Below are 19,913 nucleotides of genomic sequence, written 5' to 3'. Positions count from 1 at the left end.
GCGATGAGGGACAACCCGCCCTACGGCCGGCTCCCTCTCACCTATCCCAAATATCATTGACCGAACGGTTCGGTCAATATAGATAATACCCGAACGGACCCTACCGGCCCGAATCCTTTATTTCGGTTTCATCACCCTGGACCGATGCAAAAACTTTCCGAGACCCTGAACCAATGGTTGTACCCGGCCGCGAACATCTCCACGTCGTCCAGGAGGAGGACAGCTCCAAACGCCGCCAGATCCTGGACGGGGCCCGCAAGGTGTTCATGGATCTCGGGTTTGACGGTGCCAGCATGGGCGAGATCGCCCGCGCTGCGCAGGTCTCCAAGGGCACGCTTTACGTCTACTTCGCCGACAAATGCGCGCTGTTCGAAGCCATCCTCGAGCAGGAGGCGCTCCAGCACGGGCAGGTCGCGTTCAATTTCGATCCGGCACGCGATGTTGAAACCACGCTGAAGGATTTCGGCCGGGCCTACAACCGTCTGCTGTGCCGGCCCGGCGGCGGATCGGCGATCCGCACCGTGATGGCGATCGCCGAGCGCATGCCCGATCTCGGCCGCCGCTACTATGCGCGGGTGCTGGACAAGTCGATCAACCGCCTCTCCGACTATCTCAAAGCCCACGCCGCCGCCGGCGATCTCGATATCGACGATTGCGATCTGGCGGCGTCGCAGTTCATGGAACTGTGCAAGGCCTCGCTGTTCCTGCCCTTCGTCTTCCAGGCCGCGCCCGCACCGTCGGAAGAGCGCATGAGCGAAGTCGTCGACAGCGCGACGCGGATGTTCCTGGCAGCGTATCGGGCGAAGTAGCGGCAAGGCGGGCCTGCGTTGCAGGCCGCTCCGGCGGCATTATATTCGGGCTCATGTCCCGTGATCTCCGCCCGCCCGTCGATATCCTCCATTACGAGATTGTCCAGGAACAGGCCTCCGCGCTCGGACGGATGGGCCGCACGCTCGAACAGGCGCTGGCGCGCCTGCGCGAGTTCGACGCCGCCCATGCCCTCCCCGAGGTGCCGGCCGCGATGCAGCCGGCCCGACGCAAGCTGGTGATGGAAGCCGGCCACGCGCTCTGGATGTTGGTGGTGCAGCGTGAGGCATCCGGCTTGCGCGACAGCCGCCACATCATGCGGACCTACAATGTCCCGGCCGAGGTGCAGTGCTGCATGGGGCTGGTGCCGGCAGCGTCGAAGCCGGCCTGAAATGATTTCTACGGGGCGCTAGACAAGGCCAGCCGTTACCACGGCAACGATTGCGATGGCTGCGAGCGCCTAGAAAGAGGCCATGGTCGAATGGCCGCTTGGGCACAGATTCTGATGATGGCAATACGTTTCGATCGCCGAGGTAGCAACAGCTACGCCAAACCTTCATCGGGAATATTGAGAACAGCGCCGCATGCTTTGCAATGCACGGCATCGCTCTCGTGCCGCTGCAGTCCGCAAGTTGGGCAAGGAAATCTGACCTTGTTCGGACTCAACAATGCGCGCGCAAGATTGAAGAACAGGGTTACGCCGAAAATCATGATCACGACGGTTATCAAACGACCTATTGTGCCTGGCAGGGTGATATCGCCAAAGCCAGTCGTCGTCAGCGCGGTCACAGTGAAATACAGCGCGTCAGCATAATTCCGAATCTGATCGTTACGAAACTTCTGGGTCTCGTAGACTATCCCCGTCATGACAAATATGAAAACCGCAAGATTGGTGACGGCAAAGATGACCTCCTCGTTGCGACGGAAGAACGACGAATCCATGCGCAACCTGGCGAGCATCTGGTAGTCACGAAGCATTCCCAGCGTCCGCAAAATCCGCAGAAAGCCGCCAGCCTCGCCAGCCAGGGGCGCCAGGAATGAAACGATGGCGACCATGTCAGCCCATGTCGAGAGGCGGCCGAACTTTCGAAGCGGATGCCGGTCGGCGAGTAGCCGTGCTGAAAAATCGGCCAATATCATTGCGCCGAATAGCAGGTCGAAGGTTTCGATGATCTCACTGGGGTGCAGGAACGACGTCCCGATGATGAACAGTATGGTCACAACATCAAACGCGAGCAAAGCATAGCGGAAACCAACGGCGCTGGGCGTTGTACCCTCGTAGAGGCGACGGACGCGGCTTCTCAGGGAGGTGTGGTTCACAGCTGCCATGCTCGCAGTTTGCACAGATGATAGCAGCTGGGACAAACCTCGCGCCCTGGAAGATCTAAGTCAGTGCGACGAGTTCGAGCTAGTCGACGCTTCCGTGACAGTCCGCAGCACAAGCGTCAGGTGGCTGTTACCGGGATGGATTGTCGTCGGCACAACCTCGATGCTATCGGCTCCAAGTTCGCCTGCTTTCTTCCACTGAAACGCAGCGCCGGATCTGCTGTAGACATTCACCCTTTTTGTTTCTCTTCCGCGCTTCTTCCATCCGAGCTTTTGGAGCGTTCTTCGAAGCGGTCAGCGCCCTTCGCTAAATCGTGTCCCGTCTTGCTCTCGTTTTTCGCTTCGTCCTTAGCAGCCGCCTCGCGCAGGCCTTCAGCGGCGCGTTCCCCAGCTTTTGACGATTTTCGTTCGTCATCCATGTGAAGCACCTTTCCTGATAAACAACACGCTTCTCCAGGACTAATCCGTGCCTGTCTCAGATTGGCCATAACAAACTTCAACCGGATCGCTTGGAGATTGTTCCAGTTCGGTTGAAGCTAGTGCGTTTGCTGGCCCAAAGCTGATGTCAGACGAGCCGCGCAGTCCCTGTGCGCTAAAGGACTATCGAAGATTACAAGCAGCATGTGCGCTCCGGTCACAAGCGCCCATCATGCTCAAGGCGGAGACTTCCGTTGCGTCGGTAAGCTGACCCTACTGGTCCACGCCTACTGCTACCTGCTTGCGGAGCGCGGCGAGATCGTTGACGACCATCTTGGTCGGGCCGGTCCAGATGATGCCGTCGTCCTGGAGGCGGCTGAGGATCAGGCTGATCGACTGGCGCGTCGCGCCGATCATGCGCGCGAGATTGGCCTGCGTGATGCGGCCGAGCGATATCGGGCCGCTCTCGTCCTGGGCCGCGTTCTCGCACAGCTTGACCAGCAGCAGCACCAACCGTTCCGCCGCCTTCTGCCCGGCCAGCGTCTGCGCCAGCATCGAATAGGTCTCGCCCTTGAAGCCGAGGCACTCGATCAGCGCGACTGCGAACGGCGGCGACTGCGCGATCAACCGGCGGACCGCATCCTGGTCGAGATGCAGTGCTTCGACGCGCCCGAGCGCGCGGGCCGACCAGCTGTGGCGGTGATCGCCGAGGATATAGGGCGCGCCGACGAAGTCGCCGGCCTCCCAGGTCGACAGCATCAGTTCGCGCCCCTGCGTGCCGGCATGGGTGCTTTCGACGATCCCGTTCAGGATGATGTGGATGCCGTTTGCGGGCTCGCCCTCCCGCAGCAGATATTCGCGGTTCTGGTAGGTCGCGAGCCTGCCGGTTCGCATCACCAGCTCCAGATCGGGCTTGTCCAATGCCTTCAGCACATAACGTCCGGTCCCGGGCCGTGGCAGGTCGGCGCGCGGCTCAGCTGGATCGGCCACCTCATGCGCATCGCTGCGCCCCACGATCGGTCTCCCTTCGAGTGACGGCTCGAAGGCTAGGAGGTCTCCGCTCGGATTGCAACGCGGCGCAGATGTTCTGGCTCGGCCGAAGCCCCCATGAAAGCGCAAGCCAGATCGGTGAGCAGGCGCTCCCGGCCGGCCGGCGCCAGGAACGTGATGCCATAGGGCACGCCGGCTGCGGTGACGGCGTTCGGAACGGCGATGGCGGCCAGCCCAAGCGGGTTGGCGTAGTTGGTGTAATAGCCGTTGTTGAAGTTGGCCGTCAGCGGATCGCGCGCGACGTCGTCGATGCTCAGCACGGTGCCGACCGTCGGCACGACCAGCGCATCATGAACTTGCCAGAAATCGCGCAGCGACCGCTGGACCTCCTTGACCTTGTAGAGCGCACGATAGGCGTCGGCCGCCGTGAACTTGCGGCTGCCGATGACGAGGTCGCGCACGATCTTCACGCCCGCCTCCGGGTTGGCGTCGAGGAATGCGCCGACCGAGACGTCCCGCTCGGCGAGGAAAGGTCCGAAAAACATCAAATCGTTGACCGAAATGAACGGCGCGAAATCGACCAATGCGACCGACAGATCGAGCTGCCGCAGCTTGCGGAGTCCATCGCCGAACAGCGCCTCCGTCTCCGCATTGCCGAAGAACCTGAGCTGATCCGGACGCGGCGTTGCGATGTTGAGCGGCCGCGCCGGAGATGCCTGCTCCGTCCATCCGGCGGAATCCACCGGTGAAAAACAGTCCTCGACGTCGCGCCGCGCCAACACGCGATAGATCTCGTGGCCATCGCGGGGATCGCGCGTGTAGAGCGAGATGGTATCGAAACTACGGCACGCGTAAACCATGCCGCGCTGACTGAAGGCGCCGGGCGCCGGCTTGAAGCCGGTCACGCCACAATAGGACGCCGGCACCCTGCCCGATCCGCCGGTATCGGTGCCGAACGCAAAGGACGAGGTGCCCGTCGCGACCGATACCGCTGCGCCCGAGCTGGAGCCGCCGGGGATGTAGTCGGGGTTGTGCGGGTTGCGGGCGATGCCATAGGGCGAGCGCACGCCGACGAGGCCGGTCGCGAACTGATCCATATTGGTCTTGCCGAGATAGATCGCGCCGGCGGCGATGGCGTCGGCAACAACCGGGCTCGTGTCTTTCGCGGTGTAGGCGAATTCCGGGCAGGCCGAGGTGGTCCGCTCGCCGGCCACGTCGATACAGTCCTTGACCGAGAACACGAGGCCGTAGAGCGGCAGCTCGCCGATCTCGCCAATGCGCGCATCGAGCGCGCGGGCCCTTGCCATGACGCTTTCGGGATTTGCCGTCGAGATCCAGACGCCGCTCTGGTCGGCGTCATCGAGGCGCGACAACACGTGCGCGGCGACATCGGACGGCTTGAGCTCGCCGCTGCGATAGGCGGCGCGGAGGTGGCGAGGTGCGAGATTCATGTCGGTCACGTGCTTGCAGGAATTGACAATGTGCCGGCGAGGCAAGCCCGCCGGCACCGACCCTAGCGGCCGATCACCTTCTCCAGATAGGCGGGCTGGATGAAGGCTTCGAAGTCGGCGCGCGGCAGCAGCTTCGGCAAGCGCTCCTGCTTCACCAGGAAATCGGCGGTCGAGATCAGCGTGTCGACGAACTTGCCCTTTTTCGCGGATGTGCCGAGATACTCCTCCGTGAGCTGCGTGCTGCAGGGGATCATCCCGGTGCCCTTCATCATTCGCTGCGCGTCCTCGAGAGGCAGCGAAAGCTCTTCCGCGATGATTTCGGCAGTCTTCTCCGGGTTCTTCAGCCAGAAATCGATGCCTTCGCATTCGGCCTTGATGAACTTGTCGACGTAGGACGGATACTTCTCCGCGAACGCGTTCATGACGACGCCGATGTCCCAGGTCGGGTAGCCGCGCTTGGCCATCTCGCCCGAGGTGACGAGGATCTTGCCGCCGTTCTTCACCGCCTTGCCGAGATCCGGCTCCCAGAACCAGGCCGCGTCGATGTCGCCGCGAAGCCAGGCCGCCGCGATGTCCGACGGCGCGAGGTCCAGAATCTTCATCGAGGCGGGATCGACACCCTCCTCCTTGAGCGCCTGGAGCAGGAGGTAGTGCGTCGTGGAGCCGAACGGCGCCGCCACGGTCTTGCCCTTGAGGTCCTTGAGCGAGGTGATGTTCTTGTCGGCGCGGACCACCATCGACTCGACGTAGTCGAGCATGTTGATCACCAGGATGCCCTTGATCGGCAGGGAGCGCGTCGCGCCGATCGCGGTCGGCGGGTTGCCGAGGCCGCCGAAGTCGACATCGTTGCCGGCGATCGCGCGCAGCATGTCGCCGCCGCCGCCGATCTTGACGTATTTGATGTCGACGCCCGGCATCTCCTTGGCGAGCAGGCCAAGATGCTTGGTGACCAGTTGCGCATTCACCAGGTTCAGATAGCCGACGGTCACCTTCGCCGGCTTGTCCTCGGCGCGGACTGCGGCCGTGAGCGCCAACGTGGTTACCGCGAGCGTCGCAATCAGTCTCTTCATGGAGGTCTCCCCTACGATCAGAATTGGATTCAGGCCCACGGCATCAACAGTTTCGCGATGCCGCGCATCATGAGGTCGAGCACGACGCCGGTGAGACCGAGCACGATCAGCCCCATGATCACGACGTCGGACAGCAGGAACTTTGCGGCGTCCCAGATCATCCAGCCGATGCCGGCGGAGGCCGCGACGATTTCGGCGGCGACGAGAACGGTGTAGGTGAAACCGAGCGAGATGCGCATGCCGGCGAGAATCAGCGGTCCCGCCGCCGGCAAATAGACGTGAAACAGCAAATGGCGCCGGGTCGCGCCGAGCGACTGGGCGGCGCGCACATAGACCGGGTCCACGCTGGTGACGGCCTGGATGGTCGAGATGACGATGCCCGGCAAACCGGCAAGAAACAGCAGCGACAGCTTCGAGCTCTCACCGATGCCGAGCCACATCACCAGCAGCGTATAAAGTCCGAGCGGCGGCAGTGGCCGGTAGAACTCGATCAGCGGATTGAGCAGCGCGCGCGCGTTGCGCGACACGCCCATGAGGACGCCGAGCGGGATGCCGATCAGGCAGGCCAGCGTGAAGGCCGTGAGGATGCGATAGAGGCTTGCGCCGAGATGCTGAAGCAGGGTCGCGCCCTGATATCCCTTCGTCATCGTCTTGACGAACGCGGCCCAGACCGCCTGCGGCTTCGGCAGGAACAGCTCGTTGGCCCAGCCCATCTCCGTGACGATGGCCCAGCCGGCCAGCAGCACGGCCACGGTCAGCGTCGAGAGCAGCACCGATCGCGAGACCTTCGGAAGCCGCAGCCGGAAGCTGCCGCGTCGGGTGCGATCCGGCGAGATTGGAATCGTCATGTGGGTCGCCTCGACGCTCATGTCCGCACTCCCAGGATCTGCATGATGGTCAGCGCGTAGATCCGCGTCGCCATCACCGACTTGGTGATCGAGATGTTCTCGTTGTCGACGGCCCAGCCGTCTTCTCCGGGACCGAACGTCACCGCATTGATCCCAGCTTCGCGGAAGCGGATCGTGTCGTTGAAGGCATTCTTGCGGTTGACCCCGGGCTCGCGGCCCATCAGACGCCGGTAAACCGCGCGGAGGGAGCGGCAGGGCTCCTCCTCGATTGGCACCGGTTCGGTGGCGTTGACGAACAGCGAGCCCGGCACCTGGCGCACCTCCACCTTGACGTCGTTCACGCCCCCAAAAGTGTCCCGTCCGAGACGCTCGATATCCGCAATCACGCTCGACAGCGTCATGCCGGGCACGATGCCGACCACGGCAAGCGTGATGGTGCAGGCATCCGGCGAGAACTGCATCTCGCCAGGCAGGCCGGACCGAATGCGCACCACGGCGCAGCAGGGCGGCGTATGTCCCATGAACTTGCTGGGGACATGCGTGAACGCCATGTCCTTCAGTTTCGGCAACAGCTTTGCCGCTTCCATGATGGCGTTGACGCTGATGTCCGGCCGCCAGATGTGCGACTTGATGCCGTGAACGGTGAGCTCGATCAGGCAGTGGCCGGAATTGGCCACCGACAGGTTCATGCCCCAGTCCTTGTTGACGTCACCCCAGGCGGTCGGCTCGGCGGTGATCTCGTAGTCGGCGGTCAGGCCGACCTTGTTCAGCATGTAGATGGAGCCCTCGGTGCCGTTCCGCTCCTCATCGACGGTGTAGCAGCACATCAAGGTGCCATCGAACTTCACGCCCGCTTCGGTCAGGGCCTGCACTGCGAGCAAGGATGCAGCGAGGTTTCCGCGCGTGTCGGACGTGCCGCGCGCATAGAGCAGATCGCCGTGGCGCGTCGCCTTGAACGGATCGAAATCCGTCATGTGCCATTTCTCGGGCTCGACGGCAGGATAGGTGTCGAGATGGTCGTTGAGAATGAGCGAGGGGGCGCCGTCCCGTCCCTTGAGCACGCCGAGCACGTTCGGCCGGTGCGGCTGCGCGCTGTGCTTGGTGACCTCCATGCCGAGCGCTTCGAGCTTGCCCGCGACCAGCATCGAGATCGCCTCTTCCTCGGCGGGCGGCAAATCGGGATCCAGCGGATTGCCGGAGCGGGGCTGGCCGGTGCGGATCAGCTCGGACGCGAGTTCAAGCCAGCGCTCCTCCGTGATGCGCGACAGCACGCGCTGTTCGAGATCCGAATAAGGAGGGGTGACAGGCATCTGCATGACGGGATCCGCTGGCTCACGGCGCCGGCAGCGCCGCTTCGTGGCAGCCTCCTCATTGCAGCGACCGTGCCAACTGCGGGAAAAGCCCGTCACGGCAGGATTGTATTGATGATTTCAATGGCTTAGGCGAGATTTGCGCGTGCGCAAATTTTTGCGCCCGAGATGCGCTCTGCCAAAGACGCGGCGTCGACTGAACAGGCAGGGCTCAGCGCGAGGCGGGCCGGCATGGGGTCGTAGCCCGCATGGAGCGAAGCGGAATGCGGGAACGCCGTCCCCGGATTGCGCTTCGCTCCATCCAGGCTACGGATCATGCGCAAGTCTCAATCGTCGGCGTACTCGTCCTCTTCGTGCTTGCGCAGCGTGCTCTTGCGCGTACCCAGCGAGCCCGTGATGGTGGGATCGCGCCTGCTGGCGTAAGGGTTGCGCTGCTGCGCCCGCCCGGCGACCTCTTCGCCGGAGACTGCGGCGGGCTGGCAGATCAGGCGGCGGCTGGCGCGGCGCATCAGATCGACGTGGATGTGATCGTAATGATAGACGTTCGAGCCCGGCGCCAGCACCGTGGTGAAATGCACGCACGCGCCCGACTGCACGTCGCGCAAGAATCCTTGCTCTTCCGGCATGCCGCGCCAGCCATCCTTCACGGTGACGCGGCGGCCGTCGGCGAGCACGAAGGCGGCGATGTCGAGCGCATTGCCGAAGGCGTGCTCGGAAATATGGGCATGCGAATTGCCGTTCATGCCGCGGCAGGAATAGGCGGAGATCTGCTTGATCTCCGCGACGCGGCTGCCGAACCAGCGCATCGCCGAGGGCTGCACGGTGTCGGCAAGCCAGCGGTCGAGCTCGGACACGATCGGACAGGCCAGCGTCGCAACCGGCTTGATCGCAACAGGGCCGACGGCGGTGACGGGATTGCCCTGTGCCGGACCAAGACGCGGCGGCGGTTGCTGCGCGGGCGCCTGCGAGTAGGGCGCCGGCCGCGCCGGATAGCTCGGCGCATTCATGTAGCGCGATGCGCCTGCGGCATCGGTGCCCTCAGGCGGCAGATCGATCTCGTCTTCCTGCTGCGCCACACCGGGCGCATTCAGAGGCATTGGACCAGGGAAGCGCCATAGCCGGAGGGCTGGCGCACCGCGGTCTCGGGATAGTTTGAGCGTTGCGGATAGGACGATGCCGGATAGTTCTGGCTCTGCGGGTAATTCGATCGGGGCTGCGTCACCGGCCAGCGCGGCTGGTTGCCGATGCTCCCGGGTGGTCGCAAATCCTCATCGGCAAAGCCGTAACTGCTCGAGCCTTCGCCGAGGGCGGCGACCTTGAGCGGAAACTCCGCGCCGCACATGCCCGGCCCGGAAATCGGGTCGATGCGGACGAGATCCGGCCCTTCTTTCACCGCGCCTGATTTCAGGCATGCGGCTTCGGCCTCGGCCCGCCACGGTTCACGTTCGGCCTGGAAGACGCCGCGTCCGCAACCCGCTAACGAAACAAGGACGATGGAGCCGACGAGATACAAACGAACTCCGCGCGTCATGCACGCACGTTCGGTGAATTTACTTAAAGACTCTTCAACGTGTTGATTTCAGTGTTCTTTAACCATGTCGGCCGGCGCCAGCAGGAGCGCTGCCGGTGACGAGCGACAGCAAGGCTGACTTTTTCGAAAAGAGACTCTCTGTTAACCATGATCCTCTCGCGCAAGGCGGCGCGACAGCGGGAGCGAGCTCATGACGTTCGCCGGGAGACTGAGCGTTATCACCGCGTACCTCGCCATGGCCTTTGTCGGTGCCATCGTGCTAGGCATGATCTAGCGGCTTCAGCCGGAGGTATCGAACGCTTCCCTTACGACCGCGCGCTCCACTGCCGCGACGTCGTGATCAGCTTCTCCGGCCGCTCTTCGGCTCGCGTCCAGTCGTTGCCGGAACACCAGAAATGGCCCAGTGCGCAGGCTTCGACGTGAAGCTTGCCGGAGCTCTTCAGCGTCATCCTCGCATAATAGGTACTGCCGCTGGAGCGGCTGTAGATGTTGCCGGTCCAGACGTCGTGCGTTTTCGGCTTCATGTTGACGAGCACGCTCTCGCCCCTGGTCGATGCTTCAGTCAGCGCGAAGCCGCACAGTGCAGGACCGCAGCGTTCGATGCGGACCGTGCCCTTGGCGCCTGCGCTCTCCCATTCGCCGAGCGGCAAATAGGAGAGTTCGTCGTCGCCGCGCTCAGGGCTCGTCACGGTCTGCTCGAGCTGCGGCCTTGGCGCGACGACGGGTGCCTCCATGCGCGGCGGATCGAGCGCGACGGTCTTCGGCGGATCCGTCTGCGGTAGCTCCACCCGTGGCGGATTGGAGCTTGGCGCCTGCGGCAGGACAATTGGCTGCGAGGTCGTTGAGGCAAGGACTGGAGCCGTCTGCGCCGTCGCAGGCGCGACCGCAATCGCTTGCGCTGGCCTGACCGGAGCCACGGGATAGAGCGGCTGCGGCGGCGGAAGCACCGGCGCAGGGGCTGGCGTCGTGTCGACGTCAGGCCGAAAGCTGCGATGGGAGGAAACCGAGACACAGGAAGCCGATCGGCAATTCCTGGGCGCCTCGACCTGAAATCGATGACCGCCAATCGAGAACGCGTAAGACCCGGCCTCGGCTGCGGGCGCAATCGCCAGCAGCGCGATCAATGTGCCAAGCGAAGTCACAAGCCGCGTCATCGGCGCCTCCCTCTGTGTGGCGACGACGTTACGCAAATGGAATCGCGACCGAATGTGCGCTGCGTCACCCAGCCGCGGCGAGCCGTTGTGACGTCTATCACAGAACGTCCGGCCAGCCCGGCGTAGGGTCGAACCACGCTTCATCCACCCGCGACTTCAGTCCCATCGGGACCACACATCTTCGGAGGTTGTCATGAACAAGCTCACCATCGCCGCCACCGCCCTCTTCCTCGCGTCCACCGCCGCCGCGCATGCCGGCAATGCGATCTCGTTCCAGATCGAAGGCCAGAACATCCGCATCGAGACGCCACGCAACTGCGCCTCGCTCAATTGCGTGACCATCGTCGCGCCGGGCCTCTCGGACAAGCCGATCAAGCTGAACAACATCAACCTCAAGGGCCTTGGCTCCAAAGACGATGACGTCGACACCACGCCGGCTCCTGCCACGACCGCGCAGCCCGCGCCGGCTCCGGTGCAGCAGCATCCCGTGCAGCAGCCCCCGGTACAGGCGACTGCGCCGGCAGCGCCCGCTATCGCAGCACCGAGCACGACGGTTGCCGCTGTTCCGTCCGTCGGTTACGACGCCACGACGCAGACCGCGCCCGTTGCGGCTCCCGCTCCTGCGCCCGCGCCGGTCGCGGTTGCTCCGGCCCCGGTGCCCGCCGCGCCTGTCGCGGTTGCCAACACACCGATCGGCGTCTGGGCCACCGAAGAGAACAAGGGCAATGTCCGCGTCGAACAGTGCGGCGTCAATCTCTGCGGCTACGCCGCAAAGACCAACGAGCGCATCCTGATCAACATGAAGCCCGACGGCGCGAAGTGGAGCGGCCGTATCCACGATCCCGACTCCGGCCGCAATTACGACTCGACGATCGCGATGAGGGGCCCGAATGCAATGCGCGTGCAGGGCTGCGCCTTCGGCGGCATGTTCTGCGGCGGCCAGACCTGGAAGCGCGTGAGCTGACGCCGCAGGCGTCGTCTCCAACACATGCACATTCTTCGTCATGCCCGGGCTTGTCCCGCCTGCGCGGCCGAAGCCGCTTCGGCGAGGCGAAGGCCCGGGCATCCACGTTCTTAGTCCCGCGCTTCAAGGCGTGGATTGCCGGGGCAAGCCCGGCCATGACGGTGGAGAGGCTTGGCCGCAAGCTAGCATCGCGTACCGTTTGAACGTTCACCGCCTCCGTGCGATAGACATTCATCCGCCGTTCAGCTGTACGCGGCTGATATCGGTCGATCTCTCACCGGGATTCTTCGTGACTCTTACCGTGGCCTGGCGCCGCTTCATGTTCGCGCTTGTGCTGCTGGCGTCGCCGCCGGCCGGCGCGAGCGTTGCGTTCGGATTCGATGCGATCGAGCTTGCGCAGGCGCAGCCAGAAGCGCAGCCGTCGCCCGCCCCTTCGCCGACGCCATCGGCTTCACCCGCTCCCGCGACCGAGGCGCAGCCCGCTGCCGTCGAGCCGATCGGCAACGTTGCGACGGTGACGGGCATCGCGACCGTGATCCGCGACAAAAATTCCTATCCGCTGCGCGTGCGCGACGACATCTATCTCAACGACGTCGTGCAGACTTCGTCGAACTCATCGCTCGGCATCACCTTCGACGACGCGACCACGTTCAACCTCTCCGCCAGCACGAAGATCACCATCGACACTTACGTCTATGAGGACGGCGGCAAGCACAACGCAGGCATCTTCGACATCGGCAAGGGCACGGTCGCCTTCGTCGCGGCGGCGGTGGCAAAGACCGGCGACATGAAGATCACGACGCCGACGGCCACGCTCGGCATCCGCGGCACCACGGGCGTGGTCGAGGTGCCGGAAGGCGCGGCCGCGAACAAGACCAACAACGTCAACATCAAGCTCTATCCCGACGCCGATGGCCGGGTCGGACACATCGACGTCGACGACCGCACAAGTGGGACCCGGCTCGGCGCGCTGACGCAAGGCGCGAGCGGTTTTGCGATCCGGCCGGGCGCAGCCGCGGCCGGCGTCATGCGCTTTGCCGCGGTGCCGATCACGATTCCCGCACAGCAGATCGCGCGCGACCGCGGCTTCGTCAGCCAGGTGCATCTGGCGCAAACCACGGGCCGGCAGATCGTCACCGAGCAGCGCGACTTCCGCCGCGCCAATCCGACCGCGAGCCCGCGCATTCCGCGGCCGTTCCAGCCGCCGCAACAGCAACAATTGCGGCCGAACACGGCGCCAGGACAACAGCCGCAACAGCCGCAGCGGCAGGGCCAAGCGCCGGGCCAAGGTGGCGCCGTGCAGCCCGGTACGCCGCGCGTAGGTCAGGGTCAGCAGCAACAAGGCCAGAAACAAGGCGCGGGACGTCCGGCAGGCCCACCGCGCGCCGGTCAAGGCACGCAGCCTGACGGCACCCCGCAAACCCGGCCGCGACGCGGTGGACAGAGTCCGACGCAGCCCGGCGGAGTCGCGCCGCCGCAGCCGGGCGGAACGCAACAGCAGCCCGGTCCGCAGCCGCAACTGCCGCGCACCGGCATGCAACCCGGCCAGCCGCCCGCTGCTCAACAGCCGGGCCTGCAACGCCCGGGCGGATTCCAGCAGCGCCTCCCCGCCGCACAACGCCCCGCAGCGCCGCGACGGCCAGCGCCAGTTCCGAAGGAGAAGGAGCGGCGGTGACTTTCTTCCTTCTCCCCTTGTGGGAGAAGGTGGCGCGAAGCGCCGGATGAGGGGTTCTATCGGCGAAAACTCATCGACAGCTTCACGCGTGGAGAGAGACCCCTCACCCGCCTCGCCGCTTCGCGGCGAGCCACCCTCTCCCACAAGGGGCGAGGGTGCACCGTCAACGCGGGGCGAGGTGAAGAAAACTCACGCCTCTCCGCGTAGCCAGGCTTTCATCTTCTGCAACAGACCGTGCCGCAACTCGCCCACCGAGGCTGCTTCAGCCGGTGTCAGTGTCTGCAAAGCCGCATCGACATCGTCGGTCGCCAGCGGTGGCGGCTCGGGCGCAGGCGAAGATGCAAGCCCCGCCGCCGCGAGCGCGATCGGGCCAACCTGGGTCAGGAACACGCGCTCATACTCGCGCGACAGGCGCGCGAGCGCGTCTTCCAGGGGCAGCCAGTCGACCGCCTTGATGTCGTTCATCAGCTTGCGGACGGGACCGCCCTCGGCCTCCATGCGCCAGAAATGCACGACCTTGGAGCGGCCACCTGACTGATAGACGAGCGTACCCAAAAATTCGTGGATGGCGACGTCGTGGCCGGTCTCTTCCCGCACTTCGCGATGCGCAGCTTGCTTCGGCGTCTCGCCGTCGTCGAGCTTGCCCTTGGGCAAAACCCATTCGTTGCGCTTGCGCTGGCGCACGACGGCAATCAGCGGCGACGCACCTCGCTGCAGCACAATACCACCCGCCGCCATGACCGGCGCCCGTGCCATCACCCAATCCGTCGTCGTAGAAACGTCCCCACCGACGATATAAGCGGCCGCCGCGGCGGATTGAAGGGTTTTTTCTCAGCAACGCTTGACCTGCGCGAATGCGCGTGCCTTCGGCGATGCCGTCGCAGAAGGTGAAATCGCCGGGCGCGAGAATGATGATGGTCGAGCCGTGCTCGAACCAGCCGAGCTCCTCGCCCTTGCTCACGTTGACGTCGCAGGGAAAATTGACCGGCCCCCTGGCCTGCGCATTCAGCACCATGTCGAGGAAGTGCAGGCGGATGCTTGCCACCAGGATCGCGGCGACCGGCACCAGCGTCACAGCTTCGCCGGTGGACAAATGCGTGCGGATCACCGCGCGCTCGTTCTTGCAAAACAGACGCTCGACCCGCTTCAGCGCGATCGGGTTGACGTTCCAGACATCGCCATGGATCAGCGTGACGCGTTCGATATGCGCGTCAAAGGGCGCGTGGAAGCGGTGATACATGCTCGAGGTCAGCCGCAGCGTGACGAAGGAGCCGTTGCGGTGCTGGTTGACCAGCACGGAATCGCCGAGCAAATCGAGCAGCGAGTACGGCGCGCCCTTGACCTGGAACAGCTCGGTATCGGCGATCCGGCCATGGGCGCCGACGATGCCGTCGGACGGACTGGCGACAATGGAGGGGTCCGGATCAAAGCGCCGCAAGCCAGGCTTGAGCTCCCGGGTGAAGCAGTCGTGCAGGCTCCGGAAATGGGTCTTGCGCGCCTCCGTGAGATCGAGGTCGGAGAACAGCTTCCACAGCGCGATGGAGCCGTCCCGCACCAGCGGGTTCTCGATCTTGGAGAACCAGCCCATGAACCGGGTCAACGCGGCGCGCGGGATGCGGTTGGTCAACAGGAAGTTGAGGTCTTCCTGCTGGGTGAAAGAGGCGATGAGGGCTTTGACTGTCATGAATCTGTCAGCTCACAGTATTAGCGCTTGTTGTCATGGAAACGACACTCCCGATTCTTTCTTTGTCCGTGGCCGCCGCAGCGTCCGCTGCCGCCGCCTTCCCGAAGATCAAGGCGCGGATCGAATTGTCCCGCGCCAAGCACCGCTCGCTCGCCGGGCACTCCAAGATGTCCCGCCGGGTGGCAAAGCTGCTTCCGTTCTACGAATTCGAAGGCGATGCGTACTTCGCCTGCGACGGCGCGCCGGCGAACATCGCAGGCCTGCGCAGGGACGGCTTCTTCCGCCTCGCAAGCCTCTACGCCGAGCGCTACCCCAAGGGCCGCGCGATGACGAAGGACGCGGCGGAAAAGATCTCTGACCTGCACTTCACCGAGACCTACCGCGTGCCTTTCCAGTTCTCGCGTCTCGTTCGCGAGCATTTGGGCACCTCGACCTTCGTGGAGTCCTCGCGCGGCGTCACCGTCACGGATGTCGACGGCAACACCTCCTACGACCTCACGGGGTCCTACGGCGTCAACATCTTCGGCAACGACTTCTACAAGGAGTGCATCGAAGGCTCCGAGAAGCGGGCGCACGCGCTCGGACCGGTACTCGGACCCTACCATCCCGTCATCCTCGAGAACGTGGCGCGGCTGTGCCAGATCTCGGGCCTCGACGAAGTGTCCTTCCATATGTCCGGCACCGAGGCCGTGATGCAGGCGGCGCGGCTCGCGCGCTACCACACCAGGCGCACGCATCTGGTCCGTTTCGCCGGCGCCTATCACGGCTGGTGGGGCGACGTGCAGCCCGGCGTCGGCAATCCGATCCTGCGCACGAGACCTACACCCTCGCCGAGATGTCGGAGAAGACGCTGCATGTGCTGCGGACGCGCAAGGACATCGGCTGCGTGCTGGTCAATCCGCTGCAGGGCCTGCATCCGAACGCCAACGCGCCCGGCGATTCCTCGCTGGTCGATTCCTCCCGCGGCGGCAATTTCGACCGCGCGGCCCACACCGAATGGCTCAAGCAGCTGCGCGAGGTCTGCACGGAGCGCGGCATCGTGCTGATCTTCGACGAGGTCTTCGTCGGCTTCCGTCTCGCTGCCGGCGGCGCCCAGGAATACTTTGGCGTCAAGGCCGACATGGTGACCTACGGCAAGAGCCTCGCCGGCGGCCTGCCGGTCGGCGTGGTCTGCGGCAAACGCGAGCTGATGCGCCGCTTCCGCGACGACCGCCCCGCCGACGTCTGCTTCGCCCGCGGCACCTTCAACTCGCACCCCTACGTCATGACGGCGATGGATGAGTTTCTGAGCCGGCTCGCCAGCCCGAATTTCCGCGCCGTCTATGACGGACTGGACGAGACCTGGAACGGCCGCGCGCAAAAGCTCAACCGAATGATGAGCGATGCCGACCTGCCGGTGCGGTTTGCAAATTTCTCGTCGATCTGGACGGTGAAATACACCACGCCGTCCCGCTACAACTGGATGCTGCAATATTATCTGCGCGCCGAAGGCCTGTCCTTGAGCTGGGTCGGCACCGGCAGGCTGATCTTCAGCCTGAACTACACCGACGCCGATTTCACCGAGGTCGCCGAGCGTTTCGTCCGCGCGGCCGAGAAGATGAAGGCCGACGGCTTCTGGTGGCACGACGGCGTCCTCACCAACAAGACCATCAAGCGGCAGATCCTGAAAGAGATGCTCGCCAAGCGCTTCGGGCGCTGAGGCTGGTTCCTCCAACGGCGTCATGGCCGGGCACAGCCGTCCGAAGGACGGCGTCGCTTCCGCTCGCCTATGCCCGACCAGCCACGCGTCTCCGCGCGAGAACTCCAAGACGTGGATGCCCGGGCCTTCGCCTCGCCGAAGCGGCTTCGGCCGCGCAGGCGGGACGAGCCCGGGCATGACGCAACCATCACACATCGGAGGCCTTGGTGAGAACGGCGCGCTCAGGCGTGCTGCTCTTTGAGCGTGGGCTCGCCGATGAGGCCCAGCGTGTGCTCGGGCTTGAGATGCAGGCCGGGGTCCATCAACTCGCCGCGCATCAGCGCCAGCGGCGCGTTGCGGTAGAGCATCAAATCGTGGAAGGGGTCGGTCAGGATCTTCGTCATCCAGACAAGACCGGTCTCGATGTCGCGGATGAAGAACAGGTGCACCGTGCGGAACATGAGACCGCCGCCGCCGACGACGAGCCAGATCTTGCCGACCTGCCGCATGAAGTCGGTCGCGCCCGCCCAAGGCGTGAACAGTCCGAACAGAGTCGGATCGACCAACAGCACCACCGGCGACAGCGCCCAGATCGACATCAGTACCACCTTGCGCCGAAGGTTGTAGCCGACCTTGATCTCTTCCTTGTGCTCGTGCGTCGCTTGGTTGATCTGGTCGTAGCCGTGCGGCTCGAAGAAGAAGTGGCCCGCCTGGCGCGAGGTCATCGAGACCAGCCAGCCGACCAGCGCGGAGATCATGGGATCGACGAACAGCCAGACATAGGCGAACAGGAAGCTCAGCGCGCTGACGAAGTGCAGGCTCTGATTGATGCGGCTGTGGTGATAGTAGCGATGGTCGTCCCAGCGCTGGATCCGCAGCTGCTCGAGATAGTTCTTGATCATGCTCTCCCCCAAAATGCTTTCGGGTTCAGGATTTACAGAGATCTGATGTAGGCCGTGTGACATCATCATTTTGTCATGTGACGATGCGCAGCGGCGCGATGACGCACGGGTTACGTGAGCTTGGATCAAGCCGCCTTGGCGACGTCGATCTTGCGGAATCGCACCAGCGAGAAATGACCGAGCGGCGGGATCAGGCGGCGCTCGGCGAGCTCGATGCCGTCGGCACCGGCCAGCCATTTGGCATAACGCGACCAGGCGAACTCGGCGGTGCGGAAACCGAGCGGACGTACCACCGGCTGCAGCTTCTGCTCGATGAAGCGGCGCATGCCGGTATCGGCGCTGACGCGGGTGAGGATGATCAGCTCGCCGCCCGGGCGCAGCACACGGGCGAATTCGTCCAGCGCGACTTCCGGATTCGGCACGGCGGTGACCACGTATTGCGCCATCACGACGTCGAAGGAGTTGTCGGGGAATTCGAGCTTCTCGGCATCCATCACCGCGAGGCCTTCGACGTTCTCTAGGCCGCCCTCGGCGACGCGCTGGCGCGCCTTGTCGAGCATCGCCTCCGAGATGTCGGTGCCGAAGATGCGCAGATGCGGCGCGTAGAGCGGCAGCGAGATGCCGGTGCCGACGCCGACCTCGAGCACCCGGCCGCCGATCTTGTTGGTGGCCGCGATCGCGGCCTGCCGGCCTTTTGCGAACACGCCTCCGAACACGAGGTCGTAGACCGGCGCCCAGCGGTCATAGGCCTGCTCGACCGTGCCACGGGTGAGGTCGAGCTGCTGGGTGCCGTCAAGGTTCATGATCTTAGCCATCGATGAGGTTCTCGCTGTGGTCGAACGGGATCAGCCGCGCACCGGCCGCCGCGCCATGCGAGGCGAGGCGCGCAAGGCACGGCTGGGCTGAAGTGAAGTGAGGTTGCCGACGAATTGGCGCGCGCTGTTTTCCCAGGAGCGCTCCAGCGCGAAGTTGCGGCAGGTCTCGCGCGACATGGTCAGTGCGCGCAGGCACGCGGCGCGCAAATCGTGGTCAATCGCGCCGATCGGGTGATCTGCGATGACATCCTTCGGACCCGTCACCGGGAACGCCGCAACCGGCGTGCCGCAGGCGAGCGCTTCGAGCTGCACCACGCCGAACGTGTCGGTCAGGCTCGGAAACACGAACACGTCAGCGGCGGCGAGGTGCGCGGTGAGGTCAGCGCCCTTCTTCTCGCCGAGGAAGACCACGTCGGGATATTTCTTTTCAAGGCCGGCCTTCTGCGGACCGTCGCCGATGACGACCTTGGTGCCGGGCAGGTCGAGCGAGAGGAAAGCCTCGAGGTTCTTCTCCACCGCCACGCGGCCCATCGTCATGAAAATCGGCCCGGGCAGATCGAGCTTGGCTGGAGAGTCCGGATGAAACAGCTCGGTGTTGACGCCGCGGGTCCAGAAGCCGAGCCGCTTGAAACCGCGCTCGGACAGCTCCTGCCGCAGCGAGGGCGTCGCGACCATCGTCATGGCGGCGGCATCGTGGAAGTGGCGCAGCACGGCGTAGCCGACGCTCGCGGGGATGCCGGTTCGCACCGAGACGTATTCGGGAAAGCGCGTGGTGTAGGAGGTGGTGAAGGCGAGCCGGTTGCGACGGCAATAAGCCCGCGCCGCCCAGCCGATCGGCCCTTCGGTCGCGATGTGCAGCGCCTCCGGCGCCGCCCTCTCGATCCGCCGCCCAATCTCCCTGCCGCTCGGCAGCGCAATGCGCAGCCCTGGATAGGTCGGCAACGGCCATGACCGAAAGCCGTCCGGCGTCAGGAAGTCGATCTCGACATCCAATGCCTTGGCCGCGCCAGCCAGCGAGGTCAGCGTCCGCACCACACCGTTGACCTGCGGATGCCAGGCGTCAGTCGCGATTAATACCCGCATGGGGAAATCCCGAGATTTTTATGATTCTCGGCTTAGGACCATCAACCACGGATATTTCAGGCGTGTGACGTCATGGAAGTGTCGGCCCGCTGTTTTGTTCGTTAACGGGTCCGCGCAGCCACGAAACCGTCATGAAACAATCCTTTCCGCCACGAAACCGTTTTCGGTTTTCCGCGCAAACGTCCCGAAACTTCTTGCCGTTAGTGAT

The 19,913-nt window shown here is 64.4% G+C and carries 16 protein-coding genes and 3 pseudogenes; 5 read left to right on the top strand and 14 right to left on the bottom strand.

Features of this window, described 5'->3' with window-relative positions; all coding sequences use genetic code 11:
• The first annotated feature begins 173 nt into the window (after window positions 1-173).
• Together AB3L03_RS26155 and AB3L03_RS26150 are read left to right on the top strand one after the other, a co-directional pair.
• On the top strand, window positions 174-809 hold the full coding sequence (locus AB3L03_RS26155; protein ID WP_018454218.1) for a TetR/AcrR family transcriptional regulator: 636 nt from the start codon (window positions 174-176) through the stop codon (window positions 807-809).
• A 53-nt stretch (window positions 810-862) separates the two neighbouring features.
• Window positions 863-1,198: a DUF6665 family protein gene (locus AB3L03_RS26150; RefSeq protein WP_085361419.1), complete on the top strand. Its 336-nt coding sequence runs from the start codon at window positions 863-865 to the stop codon at window positions 1,196-1,198.
• A 152-nt stretch (window positions 1,199-1,350) separates the two neighbouring features.
• Here the strand turns inward: AB3L03_RS26150 and AB3L03_RS26145 are convergent, their stop codons facing one another.
• The 9 genes and pseudogenes from AB3L03_RS26145 to AB3L03_RS26105 all read right to left on the bottom strand — a co-directional run bounded on the left by AB3L03_RS26145 (window position 1,351) and on the right by AB3L03_RS26105 (window position 10,904).
• Window positions 1,351-2,136, bottom strand: coding sequence for a potassium channel family protein (locus tag AB3L03_RS26145; protein ID WP_247820448.1), 786 nt, complete (start codon window positions 2,134-2,136; stop codon window positions 1,351-1,353).
• A 227-nt stretch (window positions 2,137-2,363) separates the two neighbouring features.
• Window positions 2,364-2,552, bottom strand: coding sequence for a hypothetical protein (locus tag AB3L03_RS26140; protein WP_085385390.1), 189 nt, complete (start codon window positions 2,550-2,552; stop codon window positions 2,364-2,366).
• A gap of 271 nt (window positions 2,553-2,823) precedes the next feature.
• The gene (locus AB3L03_RS26135; RefSeq protein WP_085349104.1) at window positions 2,824-3,564 is read right to left on the bottom strand and encodes a Crp/Fnr family transcriptional regulator; all 741 of its coding nucleotides are present in this window, start codon (window positions 3,562-3,564) and stop codon (window positions 2,824-2,826) included.
• 32 nt (window positions 3,565-3,596) lie between these two features.
• Complete coding sequence (locus AB3L03_RS26130) at window positions 3,597-4,991, bottom strand: amidase family protein (RefSeq protein ID WP_085349105.1); 1,395 nt, start codon at window positions 4,989-4,991, stop codon at window positions 3,597-3,599.
• Between the two features lie 62 nt (window positions 4,992-5,053).
• Entirely contained in the window at window positions 5,054-6,061 is a 1,008-nt protein-coding gene (locus AB3L03_RS26125; RefSeq protein ID WP_368507233.1) for an ABC transporter substrate-binding protein, read from the bottom strand.
• 29 nt (window positions 6,062-6,090) lie between these two features.
• Entirely contained in the window at window positions 6,091-6,930 is an 840-nt protein-coding gene (locus AB3L03_RS26120) for an ABC transporter permease (RefSeq protein ID WP_085349106.1), read from the bottom strand.
• Window positions 6,927-8,225: a M20 family metallopeptidase gene (locus AB3L03_RS26115; RefSeq protein ID WP_085349107.1), complete on the bottom strand. Its 1,299-nt coding sequence runs from the start codon at window positions 8,223-8,225 to the stop codon at window positions 6,927-6,929. Before AB3L03_RS26115 ends, AB3L03_RS26120 begins: the two co-directional genes overlap by 4 nt.
• 320 nt (window positions 8,226-8,545) lie before the next feature.
• A pseudogene (locus AB3L03_RS26110) lies at window positions 8,546-9,750 on the bottom strand (extensin family protein).
• A gap of 305 nt (window positions 9,751-10,055) precedes the next feature.
• Window positions 10,056-10,904: a DUF2147 domain-containing protein gene (locus AB3L03_RS26105; RefSeq protein ID WP_085349109.1), complete on the bottom strand. Its 849-nt coding sequence runs from the start codon at window positions 10,902-10,904 to the stop codon at window positions 10,056-10,058.
• A 193-nt stretch (window positions 10,905-11,097) separates the two neighbouring features.
• Between AB3L03_RS26105 and AB3L03_RS26100 the strand changes: the two genes are divergently transcribed.
• Window positions 11,098-11,868 carry a DUF2147 domain-containing protein gene (locus AB3L03_RS26100; RefSeq protein WP_085349110.1) on the top strand — a complete coding sequence of 257 codons (771 nt, stop codon included), beginning with the start codon at window positions 11,098-11,100 and terminating at the stop codon, window positions 11,866-11,868.
• Between the two features lie 289 nt (window positions 11,869-12,157).
• Window positions 12,158-13,543 (top strand): FecR domain-containing protein, encoded by a 1,386-nt coding sequence (locus tag AB3L03_RS26095; protein ID WP_094183504.1) that lies wholly within the window; start codon window positions 12,158-12,160, stop codon window positions 13,541-13,543.
• Window positions 13,544-13,732: 189 nt separating this feature from the next.
• Here the strand turns inward: AB3L03_RS26095 and AB3L03_RS26090 are convergent, their stop codons facing one another.
• Together AB3L03_RS26090 and asd are read right to left on the bottom strand one after the other, a co-directional pair.
• Window positions 13,733-14,299, bottom strand: a complete 567-nt coding sequence (locus tag AB3L03_RS26090; RefSeq protein WP_085349111.1) for an NUDIX hydrolase — start codon at window positions 14,297-14,299, stop codon at window positions 13,733-13,735.
• A 67-nt stretch (window positions 14,300-14,366) separates the two neighbouring features.
• A pseudogene (gene asd / locus AB3L03_RS26085) lies at window positions 14,367-15,227 on the bottom strand (archaetidylserine decarboxylase); the annotation flags it as partial.
• Window positions 15,228-15,262: 35 nt separating this feature from the next.
• Between asd and AB3L03_RS26080 the strand changes: the two are divergent.
• Window positions 15,263-16,926 (top strand): annotated as a pseudogene (locus tag AB3L03_RS26080) (aminotransferase class III-fold pyridoxal phosphate-dependent enzyme).
• Window positions 16,927-17,147: 221 nt separating this feature from the next.
• Here the strand turns inward: AB3L03_RS26080 and AB3L03_RS26075 are convergent.
• From AB3L03_RS26075 to AB3L03_RS26065, 3 genes are all read right to left on the bottom strand, one after another.
• On the bottom strand, window positions 17,148-17,807 hold the full coding sequence (locus AB3L03_RS26075) for a hypothetical protein (RefSeq protein ID WP_368507232.1): 660 nt from the start codon (window positions 17,805-17,807) through the stop codon (window positions 17,148-17,150).
• Window positions 17,808-17,932: 125 nt separating this feature from the next.
• Window positions 17,933-18,622 (bottom strand): methyltransferase domain-containing protein, encoded by a 690-nt coding sequence (locus tag AB3L03_RS26070; protein ID WP_026232678.1) that lies wholly within the window; start codon window positions 18,620-18,622, stop codon window positions 17,933-17,935.
• A 30-nt stretch (window positions 18,623-18,652) separates the two neighbouring features.
• Window positions 18,653-19,705, bottom strand: a complete 1,053-nt coding sequence (locus AB3L03_RS26065; protein WP_018454173.1) for a glycosyltransferase family 1 protein — start codon at window positions 19,703-19,705, stop codon at window positions 18,653-18,655.
• Between the last annotated feature and the right edge of the window lie 208 nt (window positions 19,706-19,913).

This window comes from Bradyrhizobium lupini (assembly GCF_040939785.1).
Classification (GTDB): domain Bacteria; phylum Pseudomonadota; class Alphaproteobacteria; order Rhizobiales; family Xanthobacteraceae; genus Bradyrhizobium; species Bradyrhizobium canariense_D.
The sequence above is the reverse complement of the archived record's forward strand: the minus strand, read 5'-3'. Positions and strand labels throughout refer to the sequence as shown.

Bases quoted from the DNA above. Each gene is read 5' to 3' on its own strand.
- AB3L03_RS26155 (WP_018454218.1), top strand. From the start codon at position 174: ATGGTTGTACCCGGCCGCGAACATCTCCACGTCGTCCAGGAGGAGGAC.
- AB3L03_RS26150 (WP_085361419.1), top strand. From the start codon at position 863: ATGTCCCGTGATCTCCGCCCGCCCGTCGATATCCTCCATTACGAGATT.
- AB3L03_RS26145 (WP_247820448.1), bottom strand. From the start codon at position 2,136: ATGGCAGCTGTGAACCACACCTCCCTGAGAAGCCGCGTCCGTCGCCTC.
- AB3L03_RS26140 (WP_085385390.1), bottom strand. From the start codon at position 2,552: ATGGATGACGAACGAAAATCGTCAAAAGCTGGGGAACGCGCCGCTGAA.
- AB3L03_RS26130 (WP_085349105.1), bottom strand. From the start codon at position 4,991: ATGAATCTCGCACCTCGCCACCTCCGCGCCGCCTATCGCAGCGGCGAG.
- AB3L03_RS26125 (WP_368507233.1), bottom strand. From the start codon at position 6,061: ATGAAGAGACTGATTGCGACGCTCGCGGTAACCACGTTGGCGCTCACG.
- AB3L03_RS26120 (WP_085349106.1), bottom strand. From the start codon at position 6,930: ATGAGCGTCGAGGCGACCCACATGACGATTCCAATCTCGCCGGATCGC.
- AB3L03_RS26115 (WP_085349107.1), bottom strand. From the start codon at position 8,225: ATGCAGATGCCTGTCACCCCTCCTTATTCGGATCTCGAACAGCGCGTG.
- AB3L03_RS26105 (WP_085349109.1), bottom strand. From the start codon at position 10,904: ATGACGCGGCTTGTGACTTCGCTTGGCACATTGATCGCGCTGCTGGCG.
- AB3L03_RS26100 (WP_085349110.1), top strand. From the start codon at position 11,098: ATGAACAAGCTCACCATCGCCGCCACCGCCCTCTTCCTCGCGTCCACC.
- AB3L03_RS26090 (WP_085349111.1), bottom strand. From the start codon at position 14,299: ATGGCACGGGCGCCGGTCATGGCGGCGGGTGGTATTGTGCTGCAGCGA.
- AB3L03_RS26075 (WP_368507232.1), bottom strand. From the start codon at position 17,807: ATGATCAAGAACTATCTCGAGCAGCTGCGGATCCAGCGCTGGGACGAC.
- AB3L03_RS26070 (WP_026232678.1), bottom strand. From the start codon at position 18,622: ATGGCTAAGATCATGAACCTTGACGGCACCCAGCAGCTCGACCTCACC.
- AB3L03_RS26065 (WP_018454173.1), bottom strand. From the start codon at position 19,705: ATGCGGGTATTAATCGCGACTGACGCCTGGCATCCGCAGGTCAACGGT.